We start from the raw sequence: 18,995 nt of genomic DNA on the forward strand, positions 1-18,995 counted from the left end.
GACCACCGCCCCCCCCCGCGTCCCTCCCTCTCCATGCCCCAGTTGGCCGAACCCGCTGCCGCCGCGCCCCGGGCGGCGCCCCTCGAAGGGCGTGTGGCGACCAACGCGGCCTACAACTTCTGGTGGCTCGTGGCCCACCACGTGCTGCTGCGCGTCGGGTGGATTTTTAAGACCGAGAGCATCGTCATCCCCGCGTTCCTCAGCTTCATCGGCGGGGGACCGGCGCTGCTGGGATGGCTCCCTATGCTGCAGCGGTTCGGGCTGAGTGTCCCGCCGCTGCTGTACGCCCGCCAACTGACGGTGATGTCTAAGAAGAAGTGGTCGGTAGTGCGGACCACGGCCGGCATGGCCGCGCCGTTCGCCCTGCTGGCCGCGGTCTGGCTGTCGGGGGTTTGGCAGGGCGCCGACGGCGTCCGCGGTTGGGTGCCGTACGCGTTCCTGGCGGTCTACGCGGTCTTCTTTGTCGTGACCGGCATGAACCAGCTCGGGGAGCACTCGTTGAGCGCCAAGCTGGTGCCGATCGACCTCCGCGGGCGGTTGTTCGCGGCGGGGGTGATGATCGGTTCGCCGATCGCGATCGCCGGCGCGCTGTGGGCCCTGGGGGACTGGCTCGAAAACCCCGACGTCGGGTTCGGCTGGATCTTCTTAACGGTGGCCACCGTGTTCGCACTCGCGGCCGTGGCCGCCGCGATGCTCCGCGAGGCGCCGTTGCGGATCGTCGAGCACCCGACCGGCGTTTTGAAGAAGTTCCATGCGGCCGCCGAGTCGATCGGCGCCTCGCCCGATCGTAAACGGCTCGCGTTGCTGGCGCTGCTGTGCAGCGCCAATTTCATGCTCTTCCCGCACTACCAAGCGATGGGCCGAGACAAGTTTGGGCTGGCGTTTACTTCGCTGGCCCACTGGGTGGCGTTGCAGAACGCGTCGACGGCGCTGTTTGGCATCATCGCCGGGCCTCTGGCCGACCGCCTGGGCAACCGCGCCGCGCTGCGGTTCGCGGTCTTCGGGCTGATGCTCGGGCCGATGCTAGCAGTTGTCCTTTCGATGCTGCCGGTGGAGTACGGGAAGGACTGGTTCTGGGTGGTCTTTACCGCTTTGGGCTTCACGCCCGTGACGGTTCGCTTCCTCATCAACTACGCGCTCGAAGTGGCGACCGGGGCCGACGAAGCCCGCTACGTCAGCGCCATCGGCATGTGCCAGGCGCTGCCGGTGATGATCGGGTCGCCGATCGTGGGGGTGCTGGTGGGGGTGGTCGGCGTGACGCCGGTGATGTTTGTGGGGTGGCTCGTGCTGCTGGCGGCGGGGCTGCAAACGTTCCGGATGGGCGAGCCCCGGCACGCCGCGCACCTAGAAGCCCCCCCCACGGTGCTAGTCCAGTAGCCAAGCAGCCGACGGGGCGGAGCCGGTCGGCTAGCGGATCTTGCAAGGTTTGTGTTGGGTTTGCTTCTGCTGAACCGCTCTTTTTGTTCGACTGCCGTTCTGGCATACTCCCGCGCCTTCACCACCCCCTTGGCGTGCGATGACCATCTTCTTTTCCGTTGGCGAGCCGAGCGGCGACCTCCATGGCGCCAACCTGATCCGTTCGATCCGCAGCCGCCGTCCCGACGCCAGGTTTGTGGGCTATGCCGGCCCGCGGATGGCGGCGGCCGGGTGTGAGCTGCACGCGGACCTCACCAAACTCGCGGTGATGTGGTTCTTCCACGCGATCCTCAACCTGCACAAGTTCTTCGCCCTCAAGTGGCGTGCGGAGCGATACTTCCGCGAAACGCCCCCGGACGCGGTGGTGCTGATCGACTACCCCGGTTTCAACTGGCACATCGCCCGTGTCGCCAAGAAAAACGGCATTCCCGTCTACTACTACGGCGCTCCCCAGCTCTGGGCCTGGGCCGGTTGGCGGATCAAGAAGATGCGTCGCGACGTCGATCACGTGCTCTGCAAGCTCCCGTTCGAAGAGGCGTGGTACCGCGAGCGCGGCTGCAACGCCACCTACATCGGGCACCCCTACTTCGACGAGCTCCGTGGCCAGCGGCTCGACGGCGCGTTCGTGGCCGCTAGGGCGCAGCAGGAGCCGCCGCTGGTGACGATCCTTCCCGGCTCGCGCAGCCAGGAGCTGGATTGGAACCTTACCGGGCTGCTCGACGCGGCGCGCGAGGTCGCAAGGCGCCGCCCCGACACCCGCTTCGCCATCGCCGCCTTCCGCGAAGACCACGCCCAGCGGGCCCGCGAGCTGGCGTTGAAGAACCAACTGTCCATCGAAGTCCATTCCGGCAAGACCGCCGAACTGATCGCCGCGGCTGCGTGCTGCATGGCCGTCTCGGGTTCGGTTTCGCTGGAGCTGCTCTTCCACGCCAAGCCCGCGGTGATCCTCTATCGCATCTCGCGGGTGGGCTTCTTCGTCCAGCGGCAGCTCCGGCGGGTGAGGTACATCACCCTGGTCAACCTGCTCACCGCGAAGGAACTGTTTCCCAAAGAAGTGGGGGTCTACGACCCAGCGAATCCGGAGGACGCGCACGTGCTGATGCCCGAGTACCTGACGTGCGAAGACCGCTCGCCGCAGATCGCCGAACACGTAGTCGGATGGCTTGACGACCAGGCCAGCCGCGCGGCCCTAACGGCGAGGCTCGAGGCGCTCCGCGACGCCGTGGCGGCGGGCGGAGCGTCGGACACGGGCGCCGAGTACCTGCTGCGTACGCTGGGCGCGCCGGCCACGGCGGCAGCGGCGTGAGCGGCCCGGTTGCGGACCGGCTCGTGGTGCTGGCGGCGAGCAACGGAGAGATCGGACTGCCGGCCATCGCGAGGGCCGCCCGCGGCGCTTTCGCGGGGAGGTTCGAGCTCCTGGCGGCGGTCGGGCACGGCCGGTCGTACGGCGTTCCCGCGGGCTTTTTGGGGGCAAAACGGCCCGGGATCAGCCGCTGCCCGCTGTGGGAAGACCTCGCCGCGGCGCCCCCCGCGCCGACCCACGCCATCCTGACCGACATCGGCAACGACCTGCTCTACGGGACCGCCCCCGACGTGGTGCTTGGGTGGGTCGAGGCGTGCCTCGATCGGCTCCAGGCGGTCGACGCACGCGTGGTGGTGACCGGCCTCCCGCTGAAGAATTTGCCGACGCTGGGATACGCCCGGTACCGGTTCTTCCGCACCCTGTTTGTCCCGAAGTGTCGGTTGTCTTTGGACGCGCTTGCCGCCCGCGCGGTGGAGGTCGACGACGCGCTTAGTGGGGTTTGCGACGCGCGTGGGGTGCGCAAGATCGACCCGCCGCGCGCTTGGTACGCGCTCGATCCGATCCACTTCCGGCGCGACGCGCTGGGGCGCGTTTGGGCGCGGCTACTGGCCTCGGCGACGCGCGCTCGTGTGCGGTCCAAGACGAGCGCGCTGATGCTTCGTGAGAGGGCGCGGCTGCGCGGATTCCATGCGCGCCCAAACGCGCCGCGCACGCTTCCCGGCGCGCGGCGCGAGGTCGCGCTGGGCGATGGTTCGATCGTTGCGCTCTACTAGCGCGGAGAGAGTCGCCAAAAGAATGTGGCGACATTTTGTCGAAAACGTGTTGCAAGAATTTCGCGATTGCGTACAAATACCGACAACGAAGTCGGTGACAGCTAAGCAAGCGGCAACAAGACGACTCCAAATCGTCGCCACTCGCGAGGCGCCCGACGGGCCGATCCGGATGATCGGCCGAACGTTAAGAGGCGCGTCGGGGCTGACGCATCATTACGACAAGCAGCCGCCGTAGCGCCGCGAAACCCTTTATGGAGGTGTTGTTGTGGCCACGAAGAAGAAGGTCGCTAAGAAGAAGACGGCCAAGAAGGCCGTGAAGAAGAAGTCGGCGAAGAAGAAGGTCGCCAAGAAGAAGGTGGCGAAGAAGAAGGTCGCCAAGAAGAAGTCGGCCAAGAAGAAGGTCGCCAAGAAGAAGACGGCCAAGAAGAAGGTCGCCAAGAAGGCAACCAAGAAGAAGGCCGCCAAGAAGAAGGTCGCCAAGAAGAAGAAGACCGCAAAGAAGGCGTAGTCTGGTCCGCTAGGACCCGGCCGGTTGATCTTTGCGGCTCGACCTTCCGAGCATGAAACAACAAGAAAGGGCCGCCTCGCTTCGCAGCGAGGCGGCCCTGATTTTTTCTCTTTTTGCCGCCTTGCAGCCCCAGAAAGGGCCTGCCGCGTCCCCGGACCAAAGATTCAGCCGCTAAAGCACCGGCAGGCTGGGCATCGGCGGCGCCGCCAGCCGCGCCTCGGCCAGGCCGCGGACCAGCGTCCGGCACATGCCCATCAGCACCTCGGCAGAGGCGGGGTCGTCGAAGTTGTCTACGGTCCGCCCGTCGTCCCCGCGTTTCCGCAGGTCGACGTTGATCGGCACCTCGGCCAGCAACGGGATCTGCATCTCGGCCGCCTTCTGCTTGGCGCCCCCGGAACCAAAGATGTCGTGCCGAGCCCCACAGCCGCCGCACGCGAAGTAGCTCATGTTCTCCACCACCCCCAGCAGCGGGATGCCGACCTTGCGGTACATGGCGATCGCCTTGACCGCGTCGAGCAGCGCCACGTCTTGCGGGGTGCAAACCACCACGGCGCCGGTGAGGGGCAGCAGTTGCGAGAGCGTGAGTGCGATATCGCCGGTGCCGGGGGGCATATCGATGATCAGGTAGTCTAGGTTGCCCCAGTCGGTGTCCTTCAGGAACTGAGTGATGGCCCCGTGCAGCATCGGGCCGCGCCAAACCACCGCTTCTTCTTTGGGCACCAACAGACCCATGCTCATCACGGGCATGCCGTCCACCACCACCGGCTGTAAGCGGTTGTTTTCTGCGTGCGGCCGGTCGGTGATGCCCAGCAGGTGGGGGATGCTGGGCCCGTAGACGTCCGCGTCCATCAGACCCACCTTCGATCCGGCGCGGTGCAGGCCCAACGCCAGGGTCGCGGCGATCGTGCTCTTACCGACGCCCCCCTTGCCGGAGCCGACGGCGATCACGCTCTTGGCCGCCAGCCCGATCTGACCGATCTTCTCTGCGGGGCGTTCGAACGGCCGCACCACGATCTCGACGTCTGCTCCGACCTGCGCGCGGAGGGCCTGGGCGTAGCGGTCGGTCGTTTCGCTCCAGATGCACGACGCCCAGCTCGTGAGCCCAACCTCGGCGACCAGCTTGTCGCCGTCGGCGCTAGCGCCCAGCGCCTGGCCCGTTACGCCCAGCGGCCGACCGGTCTCTGGGTCTTGGAGTTGCTTTACGGCCTCGAGGAGTTGCGTTTGGGTCATAGCGCTGGCAGGGGAATCCTATGGAAATGGAACACCCCGCAGGGTAGAGGTCACTGTGCCGGTTGCCAAGGCAGCCGGCGCATGACGCTCGCCTCGATCGACAGCCGCGACCGGGCCTCGGCCCAGGCCGCGGCTACTTCTGGCGCCAACGCCCTCAGCAGGCCGGACGCTTCCCGCGGTGAACCGACGACGTCGACGGCGCCCGCCTCGCGGAAGGCGGCCTCCGTGGGACCGTCGCGCGTTTCGAGCATCGCCACGACCAAACAGCCCGGAGCCTGACCCGCACGGCTGGTCCAACGGAGCATCTCAAGCATCCGCGCCGCGTCTGGGTCGCGATCCTCGCCGATGACTTCGACCAGACAGACGGTCGGCGTCTCGAGCGAGCGGAGCCGCTCGGGCGCTGGGAGACGCGGCTCGGAGCGCACCCGGGGCGACCAGTCTCGCGGCGCGTGCTGCGCCAAGGCGAGCCGCAGGGCGGACGCCCAGCGTTCGCCCGACTCAACCACCCACAGGCTCACCGGGATCAGGTCGAAGGGGCTCACGGCGCGGTCCCCCCGGTCGGCGGATCGATCCCGAGCTCCTTCAGCCGGCGGTAGAACTTGGGCCGGGTCATGCCGACTAGCCGCGCGGCCTTGCTACGGTTCCCGCCGGCGCGGAGGATCGCGCGCTCGATCACTTCGCGCTCCACCCGTGCCGTCAGCGCCGCCAGGTCGAGCGGCTCTCCCTTGTCCCCGATCGTAGCCGCGGCCACCGCCGCGTGCCGGATCAGCGGGGGGAGGTCCGTGACACGGATCTCTGGCTGCTTGGCGTTGGCGTGCGCTTCGGCAATGACCCCCGCGAGCTGATCGACGTTGCGCGGCCAGGCGTAGAGGGCGAGCTGGTCGAGCGCCGCGGGTTCGATGGACCCGACCTGGTGCGTTGCGCCGGCGTTGCACTGCTCGATGAACAACTGCGCCAGCCAGGGCAGGTCCGCGAGCCGGTCGGCCAACTGAGGCAACTGCACCTCGATGCCGAACATCGCCGCGAGGTTCGGGTCCAGCTCCGTGGTCGGGCCATCGTCGGGCGCCTCGATGGTCGCCAACAGCCGCGGCTGTTCTCGCTGGGCCCCCAGCAGCCGCACCAGCGCGTGTTGAGCTTCGGGAGAGAGCTCGTCGAGCCGCACGGCCAGCAGGGTGGCCGAAGGCTCCGACTTCGAGACGAGCCGTTCTAGCTCCTGCGCGCGCATCCCTCGGCAACTGAACTGCCACAGCCCGGCGGCCGCGTCGGACACGGCGTAGTGGATCGCCCGCGCCACCCGTGTTTGCCCTGCGCCTCCCGGACCCGTGATCAGGCAGTTGGCCTGCGACCGGATAGCGGCCGTGGCCTGCCTGCGGGCGCGCGACGTGGCGGCGCTGACGCCCAACAGTGGATCGATGGCGTGGCCGGCCGCCTGTTCGGCGCGAAAGCGGCGGATCGCAAGGTGCAACGGGTTGTCGGCCGCGTCCGCTTCGGCCGAATCGGGGGGGAGGTCTTTCGTGTCGCCGATCGCCAACACGGCCGCCGTGGCCGACTGGCCGTCGTGCGGCTTGGCCGGCAGCGGACAGAAGCGGAACTCGCGCTGTCGGAGCTTGCCGTCGTGCAGGGTGATCGCCAACGCGGCGACCAGCGGTTGTCCCGCCAGCGCCTGCGGGGGAGGGCAGAGGTCTGCGCTGACCGCGCCTGCCCCGGGTGGCGCCTCGGAGTGGTACTCGACCCGGCTTCCGACAACCTGATCGAGTGGCGCCACGAGCCAGTCGCAGAGCGCGGCGTTGGCGTAGACGATCACGCCGGAGGGATCGATGGCGTACACCGGCGGCTGCGCGGCGCCCAGCAACGCTTCGACGGGAGCGATCGCGGGTAGGACGGGACCCGACTTATTGCTGGTCTTGTTGATGGGCATCGGCGGCGCCGTGAGAGGGGTGTCTCTCGCCATCATGCGCGGCGGCCGCGGCTTGGGCCAATCGATCGTGGCCCAGGAAACGAAAAAAGCCGCGGCGCCCGCCCGGACGCCGCGGCCCCCCTTTGAGCTGATTCCCGGTGGTCGGGCGGCGGTCTGGACTCCCCCAAGCCATTCCGCCGCGGACGCGAGTCGCATCCCAGATCAGAGGGTGTCGAGAACGAAGTGGTGCCCTTGGTAGTACCGTCGCGAGCTCGGGTAGTAGTTGTGCCAGTGGCGGTTGTACGCCGGGATCCGCATTTCTGCCGGGTACCGGTAGTACAGGCTGTCTGCGCTGCGGTAGTACTCGCTCCCCCAGTAATTCTGGGGGTAGTAGACGTACGGGTAGTGGTAGAAGCGGTTCCAGTCGGTCTGAGAGGGGCTTGAACCCCACTGCCGACCATACGCTTGCTGAGCCTGCGCCGTATCGGCGCTCAGTACGCCTAGCGCGAGCGCCAGCGCAGCGGCAACAACGATCCTGCGGACCATGTGAGATTCTCCCCCTCGGCGGATGCGACCCGTAGCATGGCCGCCCATGGTGGGCGCCGTGCCTCGGCCGTAGTAGCATCGGCCCCCGGCAGAACCGGAATTGAAGGAAAATCCGGCAGGAGCGGAATGACCGGCAAAGCCGGCGGCTCTTGGCTTTCAGCGTTCAGCCGTTAACTCTCCGCTTTCGGACTCTGTCTGACGTCCATGAGGAAAGCTGAGTGCTGAACGCTGATAGCTGACCGCTTACACAGACGAGCTACCCCACTCGGCGCCGCGGACGTCAATCGCGGCCATGCCGGCGCGGCGGGCGGCCTCTAGCCCCAGCTCGGCGTCCTCGAACACCACGCAGTTCTCCGGCGCCACGCCCATCTGTCGGGCGGCTTCCAGGAACACGTCGGGGTGGGGTTTGTGCAGCTCGGTGTCTTCGGCCGTCACGATCGCGTCGAACCAATCGCTCAGACCGATGTGCGCCAGTTGACGGTCGATCACCCAACGAAACCCCCCGCTGGCGACGGCCAGCTTGCGGAGCCCCTTCTCGCGACGCGCCAGCTCAACCACCTTCGCCACCGGAGGGACCTGGTCCAGCAATCGGAGGAAGTTTTCTTCCTTCTCCACCGACAGCTCTTCGGGGTTCAGGGGCACGCCCGACTCTTCGCTCATCAGCCCAATGATCCGGTCGCTCGGCATGCCCGCCAATGAGTAGAACCGCTCCAGGCTGAACGCCACGTGGTGATGGTCGAAGGCCTGCTTCCACGCCAGGTAGTGCGTCGGCATCGAATCGGTCAGCGTGCCGTCGCAGTCGAAGATCAAGCCGGTGACGTGGGGGGCGAGCATTTTGGGAGCTGATCGTGGTTCGATGATAGGGGCGCGCGAAGCGGGTAGAGCGGTCTGGTTAGTCGGGAGCGTGTCAGCGCCCGGAGGACTTTCGGATTTCTCGTACAAACTCCGCGCGCTGACGCCTGCGGCTGCATGTGTCCTATCCTCTAACCTCTATCATCTCCTGCGTCCGGCAGCGTCCCCGCCACCAGCTCGTCTTCCCAGGCGTCCATCAGCGGCCAATCGATGGCGCAGGTGCCGAAGTCGGCCATGTGGAGGTAGGTTTCTAGCCGAGCGATGGTGGCGTCGATCTGTTTTTTGTCTTTGCGGAACACGGGTCCGTGGCTCGGCAGGAGCCAAGCGACGTCGCTGTCGCGGATCCGGCTGAGCGACTTGATAAAGTCTTCGATATTGCTGCCGTGATGGGCGTCGATCGCGCCGACGCAGCCATCGCGGAACAGGTTGTCGCCGGAGAACAGCAGGTCGCCCATGCGGAAAGAGAGCTGACCGTCGGTGTGCCCCGGCGTGTGCCACACCTCGAGCTTGAGCCCGCCCACCTCGATGACGTCGCCGTCGTCCACGGTGCGATCGATCGATACTTTGGGCATCGCCAGGTCGATCCCCTGGGCGCCGATCTCTGCAAACGTTTGCACGCGGTCTCCTTCTTCGAGGAGTTTGGCCGCGGCGGGGTGGCACGTGACGGTGGTCTTGAGCAGGCCCTTGGCCTTGGAGAGCCCCTGGATGTGGTCGACGTCTGCGTGGGAAGCAAGCAACGTCACGCACTTCGAGAGCGGGAAGTCGAGCTGCCGGATGAGTTGCAGGCACTCGTCGACGGCGTCTTCGTAGCCGATATCGATGAGCGTCCACGCGTCATTGTCGTACACAAGGTAGACGCTGCAGGTGAACCGCCGGCGTGCCTGGTGGTTCAACTCGATAACGTGGGGGAAGAGCGGCGTACGGGGGATCATCGGCAGGCGGCGGGGAGGGTGGCTGGCGGCGGCTGGCCTAGGTCGTTGGTGAGCACCACTTCTAACCGCTGCCGGCCGTGCTGCCAAGGATTGCGGCCAATCCGGCCCGGAAATCTGCGTAGCGCAGCTCGCAACCAAGCTCCTGCGTCATCCGGCGGTTCGAGACCCGCTTGTCGGCCGCCGCCCGGGCGGCCCGGGGGGTCCCTTCCGCTGGTTCGACGAACACGGGGGGCTTTCCCCCGATCAGCCGAGCGGCCTCTGCGTAGTAGTCGCCGCGTTGAGGGGGGCGGCCGTCGCTGACGCAATAGACCGAAGAAACGGGCTGGGCCGCGGCCGCCGCAAGCACGGCCGTTGCGGCGTCGTCGACGTGGATCAGGTTGAGCCAGCCCTCGCGGACGGCGGGGATCGGGGCGCCGGCCCGCAGGTTTTCAAGAAACGGCGCCCTCCCGGGGCCGTAGATGCCCGCCAAACGCAACGCCACGCCCCGATCCGCGAAAAAGCTGGACCGCAAGGCTTCTTCCGCGGCCAGGCTGGCCCGCCCCCCCTCGCGGCGGGGATCGGGCGGGGTTGTTTCGTCCACCCACGCGCCCGCGGCGTCGCCGTACACGCCGGTCGAGCTGATGTAGATGACCCGTCGGACAGACAGGGGCAGGGCGGAGAGCACGCCGCGTAGCCCATCGGCGTAAACCTCGCCGATCGAAGCGTCACTGCCGCGGTCGTACCCCACGGCGAACAAGCACGTGTCTGCCTCGGGAAGCGGCGGCAACGGCCGGGTCACGTCGGCGACAAGGGGAGTGAAGCCCTCTCGGCGAAACGGATCGACCCTTGCCGGGCAGCGGGTGACGGCCACGACGTCGTCGCCCGCCTCGCGCCACAGGCGAGCGACGCGTAGCCCCAGGTAGCCACAACCGAAGACAAGCCGAGTCGTCATACGCCAATCTCTGAATGATCCCGAGCGCGCCGGGGGCGGGGACGCCCCGGCTCGCCCGCGTTAGTCGATCCCGCCCGGGTCGGTTTGGCCCTGGGCCCCCGACTCGAGGTAGGCGGTGAGCATGATTTGCGCCGCCAGGGCGTCGAGCCTGGCCTTGCGTTTCTTCTTGGTGAGCTGTGCTTCTTGCAGCATCGCCTCGGCCTGGCTGCTGGTGTAACGTTCGTCGTAGAACTCTACCGGCAGGCCCGTTTCGTCCTGCAGCCACTTGCCGAACCGACGCGCCTCCTGTGATTTTTGGCTCTCTCCGCCGTCCAGGTGCACCGGCAGCCCCACGACCCAGCGGACCAGCCGCTCCTCGCGGGCCAGGGTGGCAAAGTACTGGGCGTCGAGCGCCGTGCTGCGACGGGTGTAATTCTCGTGCGGCGATGCCATCCGCACCTCGAGGTCCCCGATCGCCACGCCGATGCGGACGGTGCCGTAGTCGACCCCGCCGACGCGTCCCCTGGCTGCGGATCCCGTGGTCTCTGGGCTCACAGGTGCTCGCTCCAGCCCCGGGTCTCGAGCTCTTTCACGACCTTGCGGATGGACTCTTCGTCGTGCTTGCTGGCGACCAGCGTCGCGTCGGGGGTGTGGACGACGATGCAGTCCTTGAGGCCCAATGTCACCACCAGGTGGTTGTCGTCCGAGCGGACGATCGACCCGGTGGTGTTCAGCCCGATGTGCTTGCCGACGATCGTGTTGCCGTTTTCGTCCTCGCCCAACCGCCGCTGCAACGACTGCCAGCCGCCGAGGTCGTCCCACTCGTACGGCGCCTCGATCACCGCGACGTCGGTCGCGTGCTCCATCACGGCGTAGTCGACGCTAATTCCTTCGATCGCCGTAAACTCGCGGTCAAACACGGACTGGCGGTCGGGGGTCTGCCAGGCGTCGACGATCTTCTCGAGGTGAGCCAGCATCTTGGGCTGCCGCTCCCGCAGCGCGTCGAGGATGGTCTGCGCCCGCCAGACAAAGATCCCGCTGTTCCAGTAGAAGTCGCCCGACTTGAGGTAGTCCGCGGCGGTAGCGGCGCTGGGCTTCTCGACAAAACGCTCTACCCGGTAGACCGGCGCGCCGCCCGATTCCGCCGCGATCGCTTCGCCGCGCTGGATGTAGCCGAAGATCTCTGCCGGGTAGGTGGGCTTGATCCCGAAGGTCACGATCCGGCCCGGTCGTTCGTCGACCAGCGCAACGGCCTGTCGCACGGCGGCCTGGAACGCCTCGGGGGGGGTGATCACGTGGTCGGCGGGGGAGACAAGCATCGTTGCGTCGGGGTCGCCCGCGATGCGCGTCACCAGCAACGCGGCCAAGCCGATGCAGGGCGCGGTGTCGCGCTTGCAGGGCTCGCCGACGATGGCGCCATCGGGGAGGTCCGGCAATTGATCCCGGACCGCCGCGACGAGCCTGCGGTTGGTGACCACCATCTGCCGCTCGGGGGGCGCGAGGTCGCCGAACCGGTCGCAGGTCTGACGGATCATCGAAGCCCCACCCACCAGCGAGAGCAGTTGTTTGGGGGTCGAGAGCCGGCTCGCCGGCCAGAATCGGGTGCCGGAACCGCCGGCCATCAAGATCGCGTGCAGCATGGTTAGTAGCGTCAATCCGCGGCTTGGCCGCGGGTTAGGGGGTAGGGGAGCTGGAAGCCGGAACCGAGGGGGGCGAAAGCAGCCTCTTGAGCGCCAGCACCGACCCTGCGGGGTCTGGGGCGGCGGTCACCGCGGCCCCGACCGCAATGCGGGTGGCGCCCGCGGCGAGCACCTCGGGGAGGTTGTCTGCGTCGATGCCCCCGATCGCGAAGGTCGGCAACCGCACCTGCTGGGAAACCTCACGAAGGTAGCCCAGGCCGGCCAGTCCGTCGAACGCTTTTGTGCGCGAGGCGAATGTCGGTCCTGCGCCGAGGTAGTCCGCCCCGTCGCGGACGGCTTGCCCGGCCTGAGCCAGCGAATGGGTCGAGACCCCGATTAACGCGTCGGGGCCAACGATCCGGCGGGCGTCACTCACGGCGAGGTCGTCTTGGCCGACATGCACCCCATCGGCGCCGGCGACCGCCGCGACGTCGGGGCGGTCGTTAACGATGGCGAGCACGCCAAGCGGCTTTGCGATGCGGACGAGCGTGCGGGCTCTTTCCACCAGCGCGTGGCCCGAGAGCCGCTTGTCTCGGAGTTGCAGGGCGTCGACCCCGGCACGGGCGAGGGCGTCGACGAGGTCGGCAAAACCCTGCGGGGTAGGGCCGCCATCGACCAACACGCAGAGCCGCACGCGACCTAGTCTTTGGAGGGCGCCGCGGGTGTGGCCGATCGCCTTTTCGAGCGTGTAGCACCGATAGCGGAGCGCTTCGACCCGCGATGCAAACAGGGGTGATAGCAGTTTTCCGTACTCTTCCAGCGAACGCAGCGACTGCTCGACCCGCTTGAGGCTCGCCTGGCAGACGTGCAGCGGATCGTCGCGGCGTTGCTCGCTATCGGTCGCAATGGAGACCCCCACGTCCCCCTGGGTGTCTCGCATCGCCACAAGGGATTGGCTCGGAAGCTCCTGGCAAGCCGACTGCAGGTCGTGACGAAGCTGCTTGGCGAGGGAGGTGAGGTGGGGGTCGTCCAGCACAAACCGCAGGAAGTCCTCGACAACCCGCAGCCCCTCATTGGCCCGATTGCGGGACGAGTCGACGATGCGCCAAGCGTCGTGTCCCCGAAAGGGCTTGCCCGGGGTCTGTTCGGCCGGGGCCTGTTTGGCCGGATTCTGGCTCATGACCCTCGTTCAACTTGAGCGGGTTGCAGCGGACGGTAGCGTTGGGCGGGTTGGGAACGATCTCGATTCGCCCGCCGACTCACGGTATGCTCCGCCGGAGTGGCAGTCGAGGTCCGCCCAAACTGCCAGACCGCAAGAGTTTGCCGCAAGCCCGCTGCTCAATTTGTAGGGGTTTCGTTCGCTTCAAACTGTTCTATCGTAACGTTTTAGCGTCGTATCGCCCCGTCTGTACGGGTTTCGCCCCCAAATTTGCATCCGAGAGCCGCCAGCGGATGAAGAGCCGCGAAGTGAGCCGAAAACACCGGCGGATGCACTGGGCCACGTATTTGTGGCCCGGGTTGCCGCACTTGTGGCTGCGTGGGTCGTGGGCGGGTCTGGCGCTGGCGATCGGATTCACGGTCCTACTAAACGTAACGGCCGTATCGATCTGGGTTTATCCCGAGTGGCTCGCTCCGCGACTTAAGCTTGCTTGTAGCGGCGCCACGCTGCTGGTTTGGGTGGTTGCTCTAGTGGAAACGCGGGGCGAACTCCGACGGTTGTCGGAGCGTCGCGAAGCCGAATCCGCAGGAACAACCCCGAGAGAAGAGGCCGTCGCCCGGCAGCGTGCCGAAGAGGCGGACCGCAGATTCGCGGACGCCCAACAAGACTACTTGCGGGGCGACTGGATCGCGGCCGAAAGGCTGCTGCTAGAGTTGCTCCGCTGCCGACCGGAGGACGTCGAGGGGAGGCTGCTGTTGGCGACCGTGTGGCGGCGGCAGAACCGTCGTCGTGAGGCCGCCGGACAGTTGAGAAAGCTCGACCGCATGGAGGCCGCGGGCGGTTGGAGGATGGAAATCGAGAACGAACGCTGTCTACTGACGAGTGAGAAGGGGGAATCGGGCCCGCTCGATGCTCCCGATGAGCCCCAGCTAAAGCCGAACCCCACCCGGCCGGCCGAGCAATCGGCGCCGGCCGCATAAACCACCGAATCGCGCATTAGAGTAGTTACTCAGCGACTAACGCGCTAGAATGACCCAACGGGCGCCGACGCCCAGCGCCCGACCAGCGGAGAACACACGATGTACGAAAGATTCACAGACCGCGCCCGCAAGGTGATGCAGCTCGCCAATCAAGAGGCGCAGCGCTTCAACCACGAATATATCGGCACCGAGCACGTGCTCCTGGGACTGATCAAGGAAGGGAGCGGCGTAGCGGCCAACGTCCTGAAAAACCTGGACGTCGACCTGCGCAAGATCCGCCTCGAGGTGGAGAAGCTCGTCCAGTCGGGGCCAGACATGGTCACGATGGGCAAGCTGCCCCAGACCCCGCGGGCCAAGAAAGTTATCGAGTACTCGATGGAAGAGGCCCGCAACCTCAACCACAACTACGTCGGCACCGAGCACATCCTGCTGGGGCTGCTGCGTGAGCAAGAAGGCGTGGCGGCTCAGGTTCTGATGAACCTCGGCTTGAAGCTTGAAGATGTCCGCGAAGAAGTGCTCAACCTGCTGGGCCATGGCCTGGAAGGTGGCGAGAGCGAGCGCGGCGGCCGCGGCGGAGTCGCCGAAGAGGGCGAGGAGCGCGAAGGGGGCGGCAAGAAGAAGAACAGCCGCACCCCGGCGCTCGACAGCTTCGGCCGCGACCTTACGGAGCTGGCCCGCCAGCGGAAGCTCGACCCCGTGATCGGCCGCGAGAAGGAGATCGAGCGGGCGATCCAGATCCTCTGCCGCCGCACCAAGAACAACCCGGTTCTGCTGGGCGAGGCGGGCGTCGGCAAGACCGCCATCGTCGAAGGGTTCGCCCAACGCGTCATCGACGGCAACGTGCCCGAGATCCTCATGGAGCGGCGGATCGTGGTGCTCGACCTGGCGATGATGGTCGCCGGCACCAAGTACCGCGGCCAGTTCGAGGAGCGCATCAAGGCGGTCATGAACGAGGTGCGTCGCGCCAAGAACACCATCTTGTTCATCGACGAGCTGCACACGCTGGTCGGCGCCGGCGGCGCCGAGGGCGCCATCGACGCCTCGAACGTGCTCAAGCCCGCGCTGGCGCGGGGTGAGATCCAGTGCATCGGCGCCACGACGCTCGACGAGTACCGCAAGTACATCGAGAAGGACTCGGCGCTCGCACGGCGGTTCCAGGAGGTGATGGTCGAGCCGACCAACGCCGAAGACACCAAGGAGATCCTCCGCGGCCTGCGGGACCGGTACGAGGAGCACCACCGCGTGCAAATCACCGACGACGCGATCGATTCGGCCGTCGACCTCTCCAACCGCTACATCACGGGCCGTTGCCTGCCGGACAAGGCGATCGACGTGATCGACGAGGCGGGCGCCCGCGTGCGGCTCAAGAGCATGTCGAAGCCGCCGAATCTGAAGGAGATCGACGAAGAGGTCGAGGCGCTCAACCGCGAGAAGGAAGAGGCGGTCGCCAACCAAGACTTCGAGAAGGCCGCCTCGCTCCGCGACTCGGCCGACAAGCTCAAGCGCAAGAAGCAGCAGATCACCAAGGAGTGGCGTGAGAAGTCGCGCGAGAACGGCGGCGTCGTCGACGAAGACGTCATCGCCGAAGTGATCAGCAAGATGACCGGCATCCCGCTCACCCGCATGAGCACCGAGGACAGCCTCCGCTTGATGCAGATGGAGGACGAGCTGCACCGCAAGGTCATCAGCCAGGACGAGGCGATCAAGGCGATCGCCCGCGCCGTACGCCGCAGCCGCAGCGGGTTGCAGGACCCCAAGCGTCCCACGGGGGCGTTCATCTTCGCCGGCCCGACCGGCGTGGGTAAGACGCTGTTGGCCAAGGCGCTGGCGGAGTTCATGTTCGGCGACGAAGAGGCGCTGATCCAGATCGACATGTCGGAGTACATGGAGAAGCACAACGTCAGCCGGCTGATCGGGGCGCCCCCCGGCTACGTCGGCTACGAAGAGGGGGGTCAGCTCACCGAGCAGATCCGCCGCCGCCCCTACGCGGTGGTGCTGCTAGACGAGATCGAGAAGGCCCACCCCGAGGTCTTCAACATGCTGCTCCAACTGATGGAAGAAGGCCGGCTCACCGACTCGTTCGGCCGCAACGTCGACTTCCGCAACACGATCGTCATCATGACGACCAACGCGGGCGCCGACGCCATCAAGAACGAATCGGCGTTCGGGTTCGCCAAGCCGGACGACGACGCCACCTACGACGCGATGAAGGGACGCGTGACGGACGAGATCGAGAAGGTCTTCCGCCCCGAGTTCATCAACCGCGTCAACGACATCATCGTGTTCCGCCACCTCACCGGCGAGAACCTGAAGGAAGTGGTCGAGCTCGAACTCTCCAAGGTCCGCAAGCGGCTCGAAGAGAAGGGGCTGGAACTGCTGCTGTCCGACGAGTCGAAGGAGTTCCTCGTGAAGAAGGGCTCGAACACCGACTACGGCGCCCGGCCGCTGCGTCGTGCGATTGAGAGCTTCATCGAGGACCCCCTGGCCGAGGAACTGCTCAAGGGCGAGTTCGCCGGCAAGGACGCGATCCGGGTCGAGGTCAAACAGGTCGGCGACAAGAAGCAGCTCACCTTTGAGGGCGAGAAGCGGAAGGTCGACGAGCCGGAGGCCGAAGCCGTGGGCGTTGGCGCAGCGACGGACGAACCCAAAGAGTCCGGCGACGGCGACGAGTAACGCCCCCGCCGCGAGGCCATCCCGCCAAATCCGCGAGCCGGGCTGATACAATCAGCCCGGCTCGTTTTGTTTCCTAGCCCCACGCTCGCCCGTGAGCCGCTTCCCACGCATGCCCGGTCGCCCCTGGTGGAAATGGAACCTCGCGACGCTGGTCGTGGCGGTGATCGCCGTCGTGTTGGTCTGCTACGTCACGCCGATCCTGTTCCACTTGGCCTGGCTGCTGGTGCTGCTAGCGGTGACGGCGTGGGTGGTGGGCCCCGATGTCGCCGCCATCTCTGAGAAGAGCAAGCCGTGGGTCGGCCACGCCCGCAGGGCGATGAAGAACCCCCGCATCGTCCGGGCGATGGCCTACGTCGGGCTGGCGCTGGCTTGGTGGTGGATGTTGTTCTAGCCGCCAATCCGGCAAACCCTTCTCAACCTGCGCAACCCTCAGGGTCGATACCTGGAAACGGGGCGTACTGCGCCCCGACTCTGAATCGACCCCAGGCGCACGGATGGCTGCCGAACCCACAACCGATCCGCCGAACAGCCTATTCGGCGAGATAAGCGAATCCATCGCCGACCTCGGCGAGCTGCTGATGCAGTGGGCCGAGGCCATCGGCGCCATCGTGCTGTTCGCGGCGCAGACCGTCTCCTGGATGTTCTCCCGCCAGCCGCGGTGGGACAACGTCGTCCGTTCGATGTACGAGATCGGGGTCCGGAGCCTGCCCGTGGTGGCGCTCACCGGCACGTTCATCGGCATGGTGCTGGCGGTGCAGACGTTCCATCAGTTCCGCGGCTTCGGCATGGAAACGAAGCTGGGGGCGGTCATCAACCTGTCGATGTGCCGCGAGCTGGGCCCCGTGCTGGCCGCCACCATGCTCGCCGGCCGGGTCGGCAGCGCCATCGCGGCCGAGCTGGGCACCATGCGGGTGACCGAGCAGATCGACGCGCTGGAGAGCATGGGCGCCAGCTCGCTGCACCACCTGGTGGTGCCGCGGCTGCTGGCGTGCCTGCTGACCATCCCCTCGCTGACCATCATCGCGGTGCTGATGGGGGTCGTCGGCGGCGGCTTCTACTGCATTTACATCTTCAACGTCGACTCTTATTTCTACGTGAACAACTCGCTCGAAGAGACGCAGACCTGGGATCTATTCTACGGGGTCATCAAGAGCGTCTTCTTCGGCGCCACGATCGCCATCATTAGCTGCTACCGGGGCTTCCACTGCTCCCCGGGCGCCGAAGGGGTCGGCCACGCCGCCACTACGGCCTTCGTGCAGTCGTTCGTGATCATCCTGGTGCTCGACCTGGGCCTCAGCGTCTTGCTCGACACGCTCTACTTCGTCATCTGGCCCCACGAGCTCGCGTGATAGATACGCCCAGCGAGGCACCGCCGCTGATCGGCGTCGACGCGCTCGGGGTGCGTTTCGGCGACCAGGCCGTGCTGCGCGACGTGTCGATCGACGTCCCCCGTGGCCAGACGCTGGCGGTGATCGGCGAGAGCGGGTGCGGCAAGACCGTGCTGCTCAAGACGCTGATCGGCCTGATCCAACCCACCCACGGCGCGGTCACGTTCGACGGGCAGCGGCTCAGCTCCCACAGCGATCGCGAGCTCACCCAGGTCCGCACGCGGTTCGGCTTCGTGTTCCAGAGCGCTGCGCTGTTCGACAGCATGACCATCGCAGACAACGTGGCCTTCCCGCTGCGCGAGCACAGGCGGATCGACCGTGAGGAAGCCTACGGGATCGCCCGCGATCGGCTGATCGAGGTAGGGCTGCGGCCCGACGTGATGACCAAGAAGCCCGCGGAGCTCTCGGGGGGCATGCGCAAGCGGGTGGGCCTGGCGCGCGCGCTGGTGATGGACCCCGAGGTGCTGCTGTACGACGAGCCCACCACCGGCCTCGACCCCATCATGAGCGACGTGATCAACGAGTTGATCCTACGCACCCGCAACGCCCACGGCGTCACCAGCATCGTCGTGACGCACGACATGACCAGCGCCAAAAAGCTGGCGGACCGCATCGTCATGCTGTACCCGCTGGCCAGGCTCGACGACGGGCAGCCTCAGATGATTTTTGACGGAACGCCCAAACAAATCGACCGGTCCGACGACCCGCGCGTGAGCCAGTTCGTGCGCGGCGAGGCGGGAGACCGGATCAGCGAGATCGCCGAAAAGAGCGGGCAGAAGGGGACGCGGAGCGGGGAGTAAACCCCGCGG

Annotated in this window: 19 protein-coding genes; 9 read left to right on the top strand and 10 right to left on the bottom strand. The window is 66.7% G+C overall.

Annotated elements, in window-relative coordinates; genetic code table 11:
• Positions 1-33: 33 nt before the first annotated feature.
• From Pla175_RS06110 to Pla175_RS06125, 4 genes are all read left to right on the top strand, one after another.
• Complete coding sequence (locus Pla175_RS06110) at positions 34-1,377, top strand: MFS transporter (RefSeq protein ID WP_197527301.1); 1,344 nt, start codon at positions 34-36, stop codon at positions 1,375-1,377.
• Between the two features lie 139 nt (positions 1,378-1,516).
• Positions 1,517-2,722 (top strand): lipid-A-disaccharide synthase, encoded by a 1,206-nt coding sequence (gene lpxB / locus Pla175_RS06115; RefSeq protein ID WP_145282150.1) that lies wholly within the window; start codon positions 1,517-1,519, stop codon positions 2,720-2,722.
• Positions 2,719-3,492 (top strand): hypothetical protein, encoded by a 774-nt coding sequence (locus Pla175_RS06120; protein ID WP_145282152.1) that lies wholly within the window; start codon positions 2,719-2,721, stop codon positions 3,490-3,492. Before lpxB ends, Pla175_RS06120 begins: the two co-directional genes overlap by 4 nt.
• Positions 3,493-3,757: 265 nt before the next feature.
• A complete protein-coding gene (locus tag Pla175_RS06125; RefSeq protein WP_145282154.1) occupies positions 3,758-4,000 on the top strand; it encodes a hypothetical protein in 243 nt (80 codons plus the stop codon).
• Between the two features lie 171 nt (positions 4,001-4,171).
• Here Pla175_RS06125 and Pla175_RS06130 read toward each other — a convergent pair whose 3' ends face one another.
• From Pla175_RS06130 to Pla175_RS06175, 10 genes are all read right to left on the bottom strand, one after another.
• Positions 4,172-5,230 (bottom strand): Mrp/NBP35 family ATP-binding protein, encoded by a 1,059-nt coding sequence (locus tag Pla175_RS06130; RefSeq protein ID WP_145282156.1) that lies wholly within the window; start codon positions 5,228-5,230, stop codon positions 4,172-4,174.
• Positions 5,231-5,280: 50 nt separating this feature from the next.
• Positions 5,281-5,772 (bottom strand): hypothetical protein, encoded by a 492-nt coding sequence (locus Pla175_RS06135; RefSeq protein WP_145282158.1) that lies wholly within the window; start codon positions 5,770-5,772, stop codon positions 5,281-5,283.
• Positions 5,769-7,148: a helix-turn-helix domain-containing protein gene (locus Pla175_RS06140; protein WP_197527302.1), complete on the bottom strand. Its 1,380-nt coding sequence runs from the start codon at positions 7,146-7,148 to the stop codon at positions 5,769-5,771. Before Pla175_RS06140 ends, Pla175_RS06135 begins: the two co-directional genes overlap by 4 nt.
• A gap of 201 nt (positions 7,149-7,349) precedes the next feature.
• Positions 7,350-7,673 carry a calmodulin-binding protein gene (locus tag Pla175_RS06145; protein ID WP_145282162.1) on the bottom strand — a complete coding sequence of 108 codons (324 nt, stop codon included), beginning with the start codon at positions 7,671-7,673 and terminating at the stop codon, positions 7,350-7,352.
• 243 nt (positions 7,674-7,916) lie between these two features.
• Positions 7,917-8,507 (bottom strand): HAD family hydrolase, encoded by a 591-nt coding sequence (locus Pla175_RS06150; RefSeq protein WP_145282165.1) that lies wholly within the window; start codon positions 8,505-8,507, stop codon positions 7,917-7,919.
• A gap of 149 nt (positions 8,508-8,656) precedes the next feature.
• Positions 8,657-9,457, bottom strand: a complete 801-nt coding sequence (locus Pla175_RS06155) for an MBL fold metallo-hydrolase (RefSeq protein WP_145282167.1) — start codon at positions 9,455-9,457, stop codon at positions 8,657-8,659.
• Positions 9,458-9,518: 61 nt separating this feature from the next.
• Positions 9,519-10,388 (bottom strand): SDR family oxidoreductase, encoded by an 870-nt coding sequence (locus tag Pla175_RS06160; RefSeq protein WP_145282169.1) that lies wholly within the window; start codon positions 10,386-10,388, stop codon positions 9,519-9,521.
• Positions 10,389-10,448: 60 nt separating this feature from the next.
• The gene (gene ruvX, locus Pla175_RS06165; protein WP_145282172.1) at positions 10,449-10,922 is read right to left on the bottom strand and encodes a Holliday junction resolvase RuvX; all 474 of its coding nucleotides are present in this window, start codon (positions 10,920-10,922) and stop codon (positions 10,449-10,451) included.
• On the bottom strand, positions 10,919-12,022 hold the full coding sequence (locus Pla175_RS06170) for a mannose-1-phosphate guanylyltransferase (RefSeq protein WP_315851508.1): 1,104 nt from the start codon (positions 12,020-12,022) through the stop codon (positions 10,919-10,921). Before Pla175_RS06170 ends, ruvX begins: the two co-directional genes overlap by 4 nt.
• A gap of 19 nt (positions 12,023-12,041) precedes the next feature.
• Complete coding sequence (locus Pla175_RS06175; protein ID WP_145282174.1) at positions 12,042-13,166, bottom strand: thiamine phosphate synthase; 1,125 nt, start codon at positions 13,164-13,166, stop codon at positions 12,042-12,044.
• Between the two features lie 272 nt (positions 13,167-13,438).
• On the opposite strand from Pla175_RS06175, the gene Pla175_RS06180 reads away from it, so the two are divergent.
• From Pla175_RS06180 to Pla175_RS06200, 5 genes are all read left to right on the top strand, one after another.
• Complete coding sequence (locus Pla175_RS06180) at positions 13,439-14,125, top strand: hypothetical protein (RefSeq protein WP_145282176.1); 687 nt, start codon at positions 13,439-13,441, stop codon at positions 14,123-14,125.
• A gap of 99 nt (positions 14,126-14,224) precedes the next feature.
• Positions 14,225-16,798, top strand: coding sequence for an ATP-dependent Clp protease ATP-binding subunit (locus Pla175_RS06185; RefSeq protein WP_145282178.1), 2,574 nt, complete (start codon positions 14,225-14,227; stop codon positions 16,796-16,798).
• Between the two features lie 109 nt (positions 16,799-16,907).
• Positions 16,908-17,189 (top strand): hypothetical protein, encoded by a 282-nt coding sequence (locus Pla175_RS06190; RefSeq protein ID WP_145282180.1) that lies wholly within the window; start codon positions 16,908-16,910, stop codon positions 17,187-17,189.
• Between the two features lie 103 nt (positions 17,190-17,292).
• The gene (locus tag Pla175_RS06195) at positions 17,293-18,147 is read left to right on the top strand and encodes an MlaE family ABC transporter permease (protein ID WP_145282182.1); all 855 of its coding nucleotides are present in this window, start codon (positions 17,293-17,295) and stop codon (positions 18,145-18,147) included.
• Positions 18,144-18,986, top strand: coding sequence for an ABC transporter ATP-binding protein (locus tag Pla175_RS06200; RefSeq protein ID WP_231954213.1), 843 nt, complete (start codon positions 18,144-18,146; stop codon positions 18,984-18,986). Before Pla175_RS06195 ends, Pla175_RS06200 begins: the two co-directional genes overlap by 4 nt.
• Positions 18,987-18,995 lie beyond the last annotated feature (9 nt).

The sequence above is a fragment of the Pirellulimonas nuda genome, assembly GCF_007750855.1.
GTDB lineage: Bacteria > Planctomycetota > Planctomycetia > Pirellulales > Lacipirellulaceae > Pirellulimonas > Pirellulimonas nuda.

Excerpts from the sequence above, each read along its gene's own strand:
- Pla175_RS06155 (WP_145282167.1), bottom strand. The coding sequence starts at position 9,457 with ATGATCCCCCGTACGCCGCTCTTCCCCCACGTTATCGAGTTGAACCAC.
- Pla175_RS06140 (WP_197527302.1), bottom strand. The coding sequence starts at position 7,148 with ATGCCCATCAACAAGACCAGCAATAAGTCGGGTCCCGTCCTACCCGCG.
- Pla175_RS06110 (WP_197527301.1), top strand. The coding sequence starts at position 34 with ATGCCCCAGTTGGCCGAACCCGCTGCCGCCGCGCCCCGGGCGGCGCCC.
- lpxB (WP_145282150.1), top strand. The coding sequence starts at position 1,517 with ATGACCATCTTCTTTTCCGTTGGCGAGCCGAGCGGCGACCTCCATGGC.
- Pla175_RS06130 (WP_145282156.1), bottom strand. The coding sequence starts at position 5,230 with ATGACCCAAACGCAACTCCTCGAGGCCGTAAAGCAACTCCAAGACCCA.
- Pla175_RS06185 (WP_145282178.1), top strand. The coding sequence starts at position 14,225 with ATGTACGAAAGATTCACAGACCGCGCCCGCAAGGTGATGCAGCTCGCC.
- Pla175_RS06160 (WP_145282169.1), bottom strand. The coding sequence starts at position 10,388 with ATGACGACTCGGCTTGTCTTCGGTTGTGGCTACCTGGGGCTACGCGTC.
- Pla175_RS06175 (WP_145282174.1), bottom strand. The coding sequence starts at position 13,166 with ATGAGCCAGAATCCGGCCAAACAGGCCCCGGCCGAACAGACCCCGGGC.
- Pla175_RS06145 (WP_145282162.1), bottom strand. The coding sequence starts at position 7,673 with ATGGTCCGCAGGATCGTTGTTGCCGCTGCGCTGGCGCTCGCGCTAGGC.
- Pla175_RS06190 (WP_145282180.1), top strand. The coding sequence starts at position 16,908 with ATGCCCGGTCGCCCCTGGTGGAAATGGAACCTCGCGACGCTGGTCGTG.
- Pla175_RS06180 (WP_145282176.1), top strand. The coding sequence starts at position 13,439 with ATGAAGAGCCGCGAAGTGAGCCGAAAACACCGGCGGATGCACTGGGCC.
- Pla175_RS06195 (WP_145282182.1), top strand. The coding sequence starts at position 17,293 with ATGGCTGCCGAACCCACAACCGATCCGCCGAACAGCCTATTCGGCGAG.
- Pla175_RS06150 (WP_145282165.1), bottom strand. The coding sequence starts at position 8,507 with ATGCTCGCCCCCCACGTCACCGGCTTGATCTTCGACTGCGACGGCACG.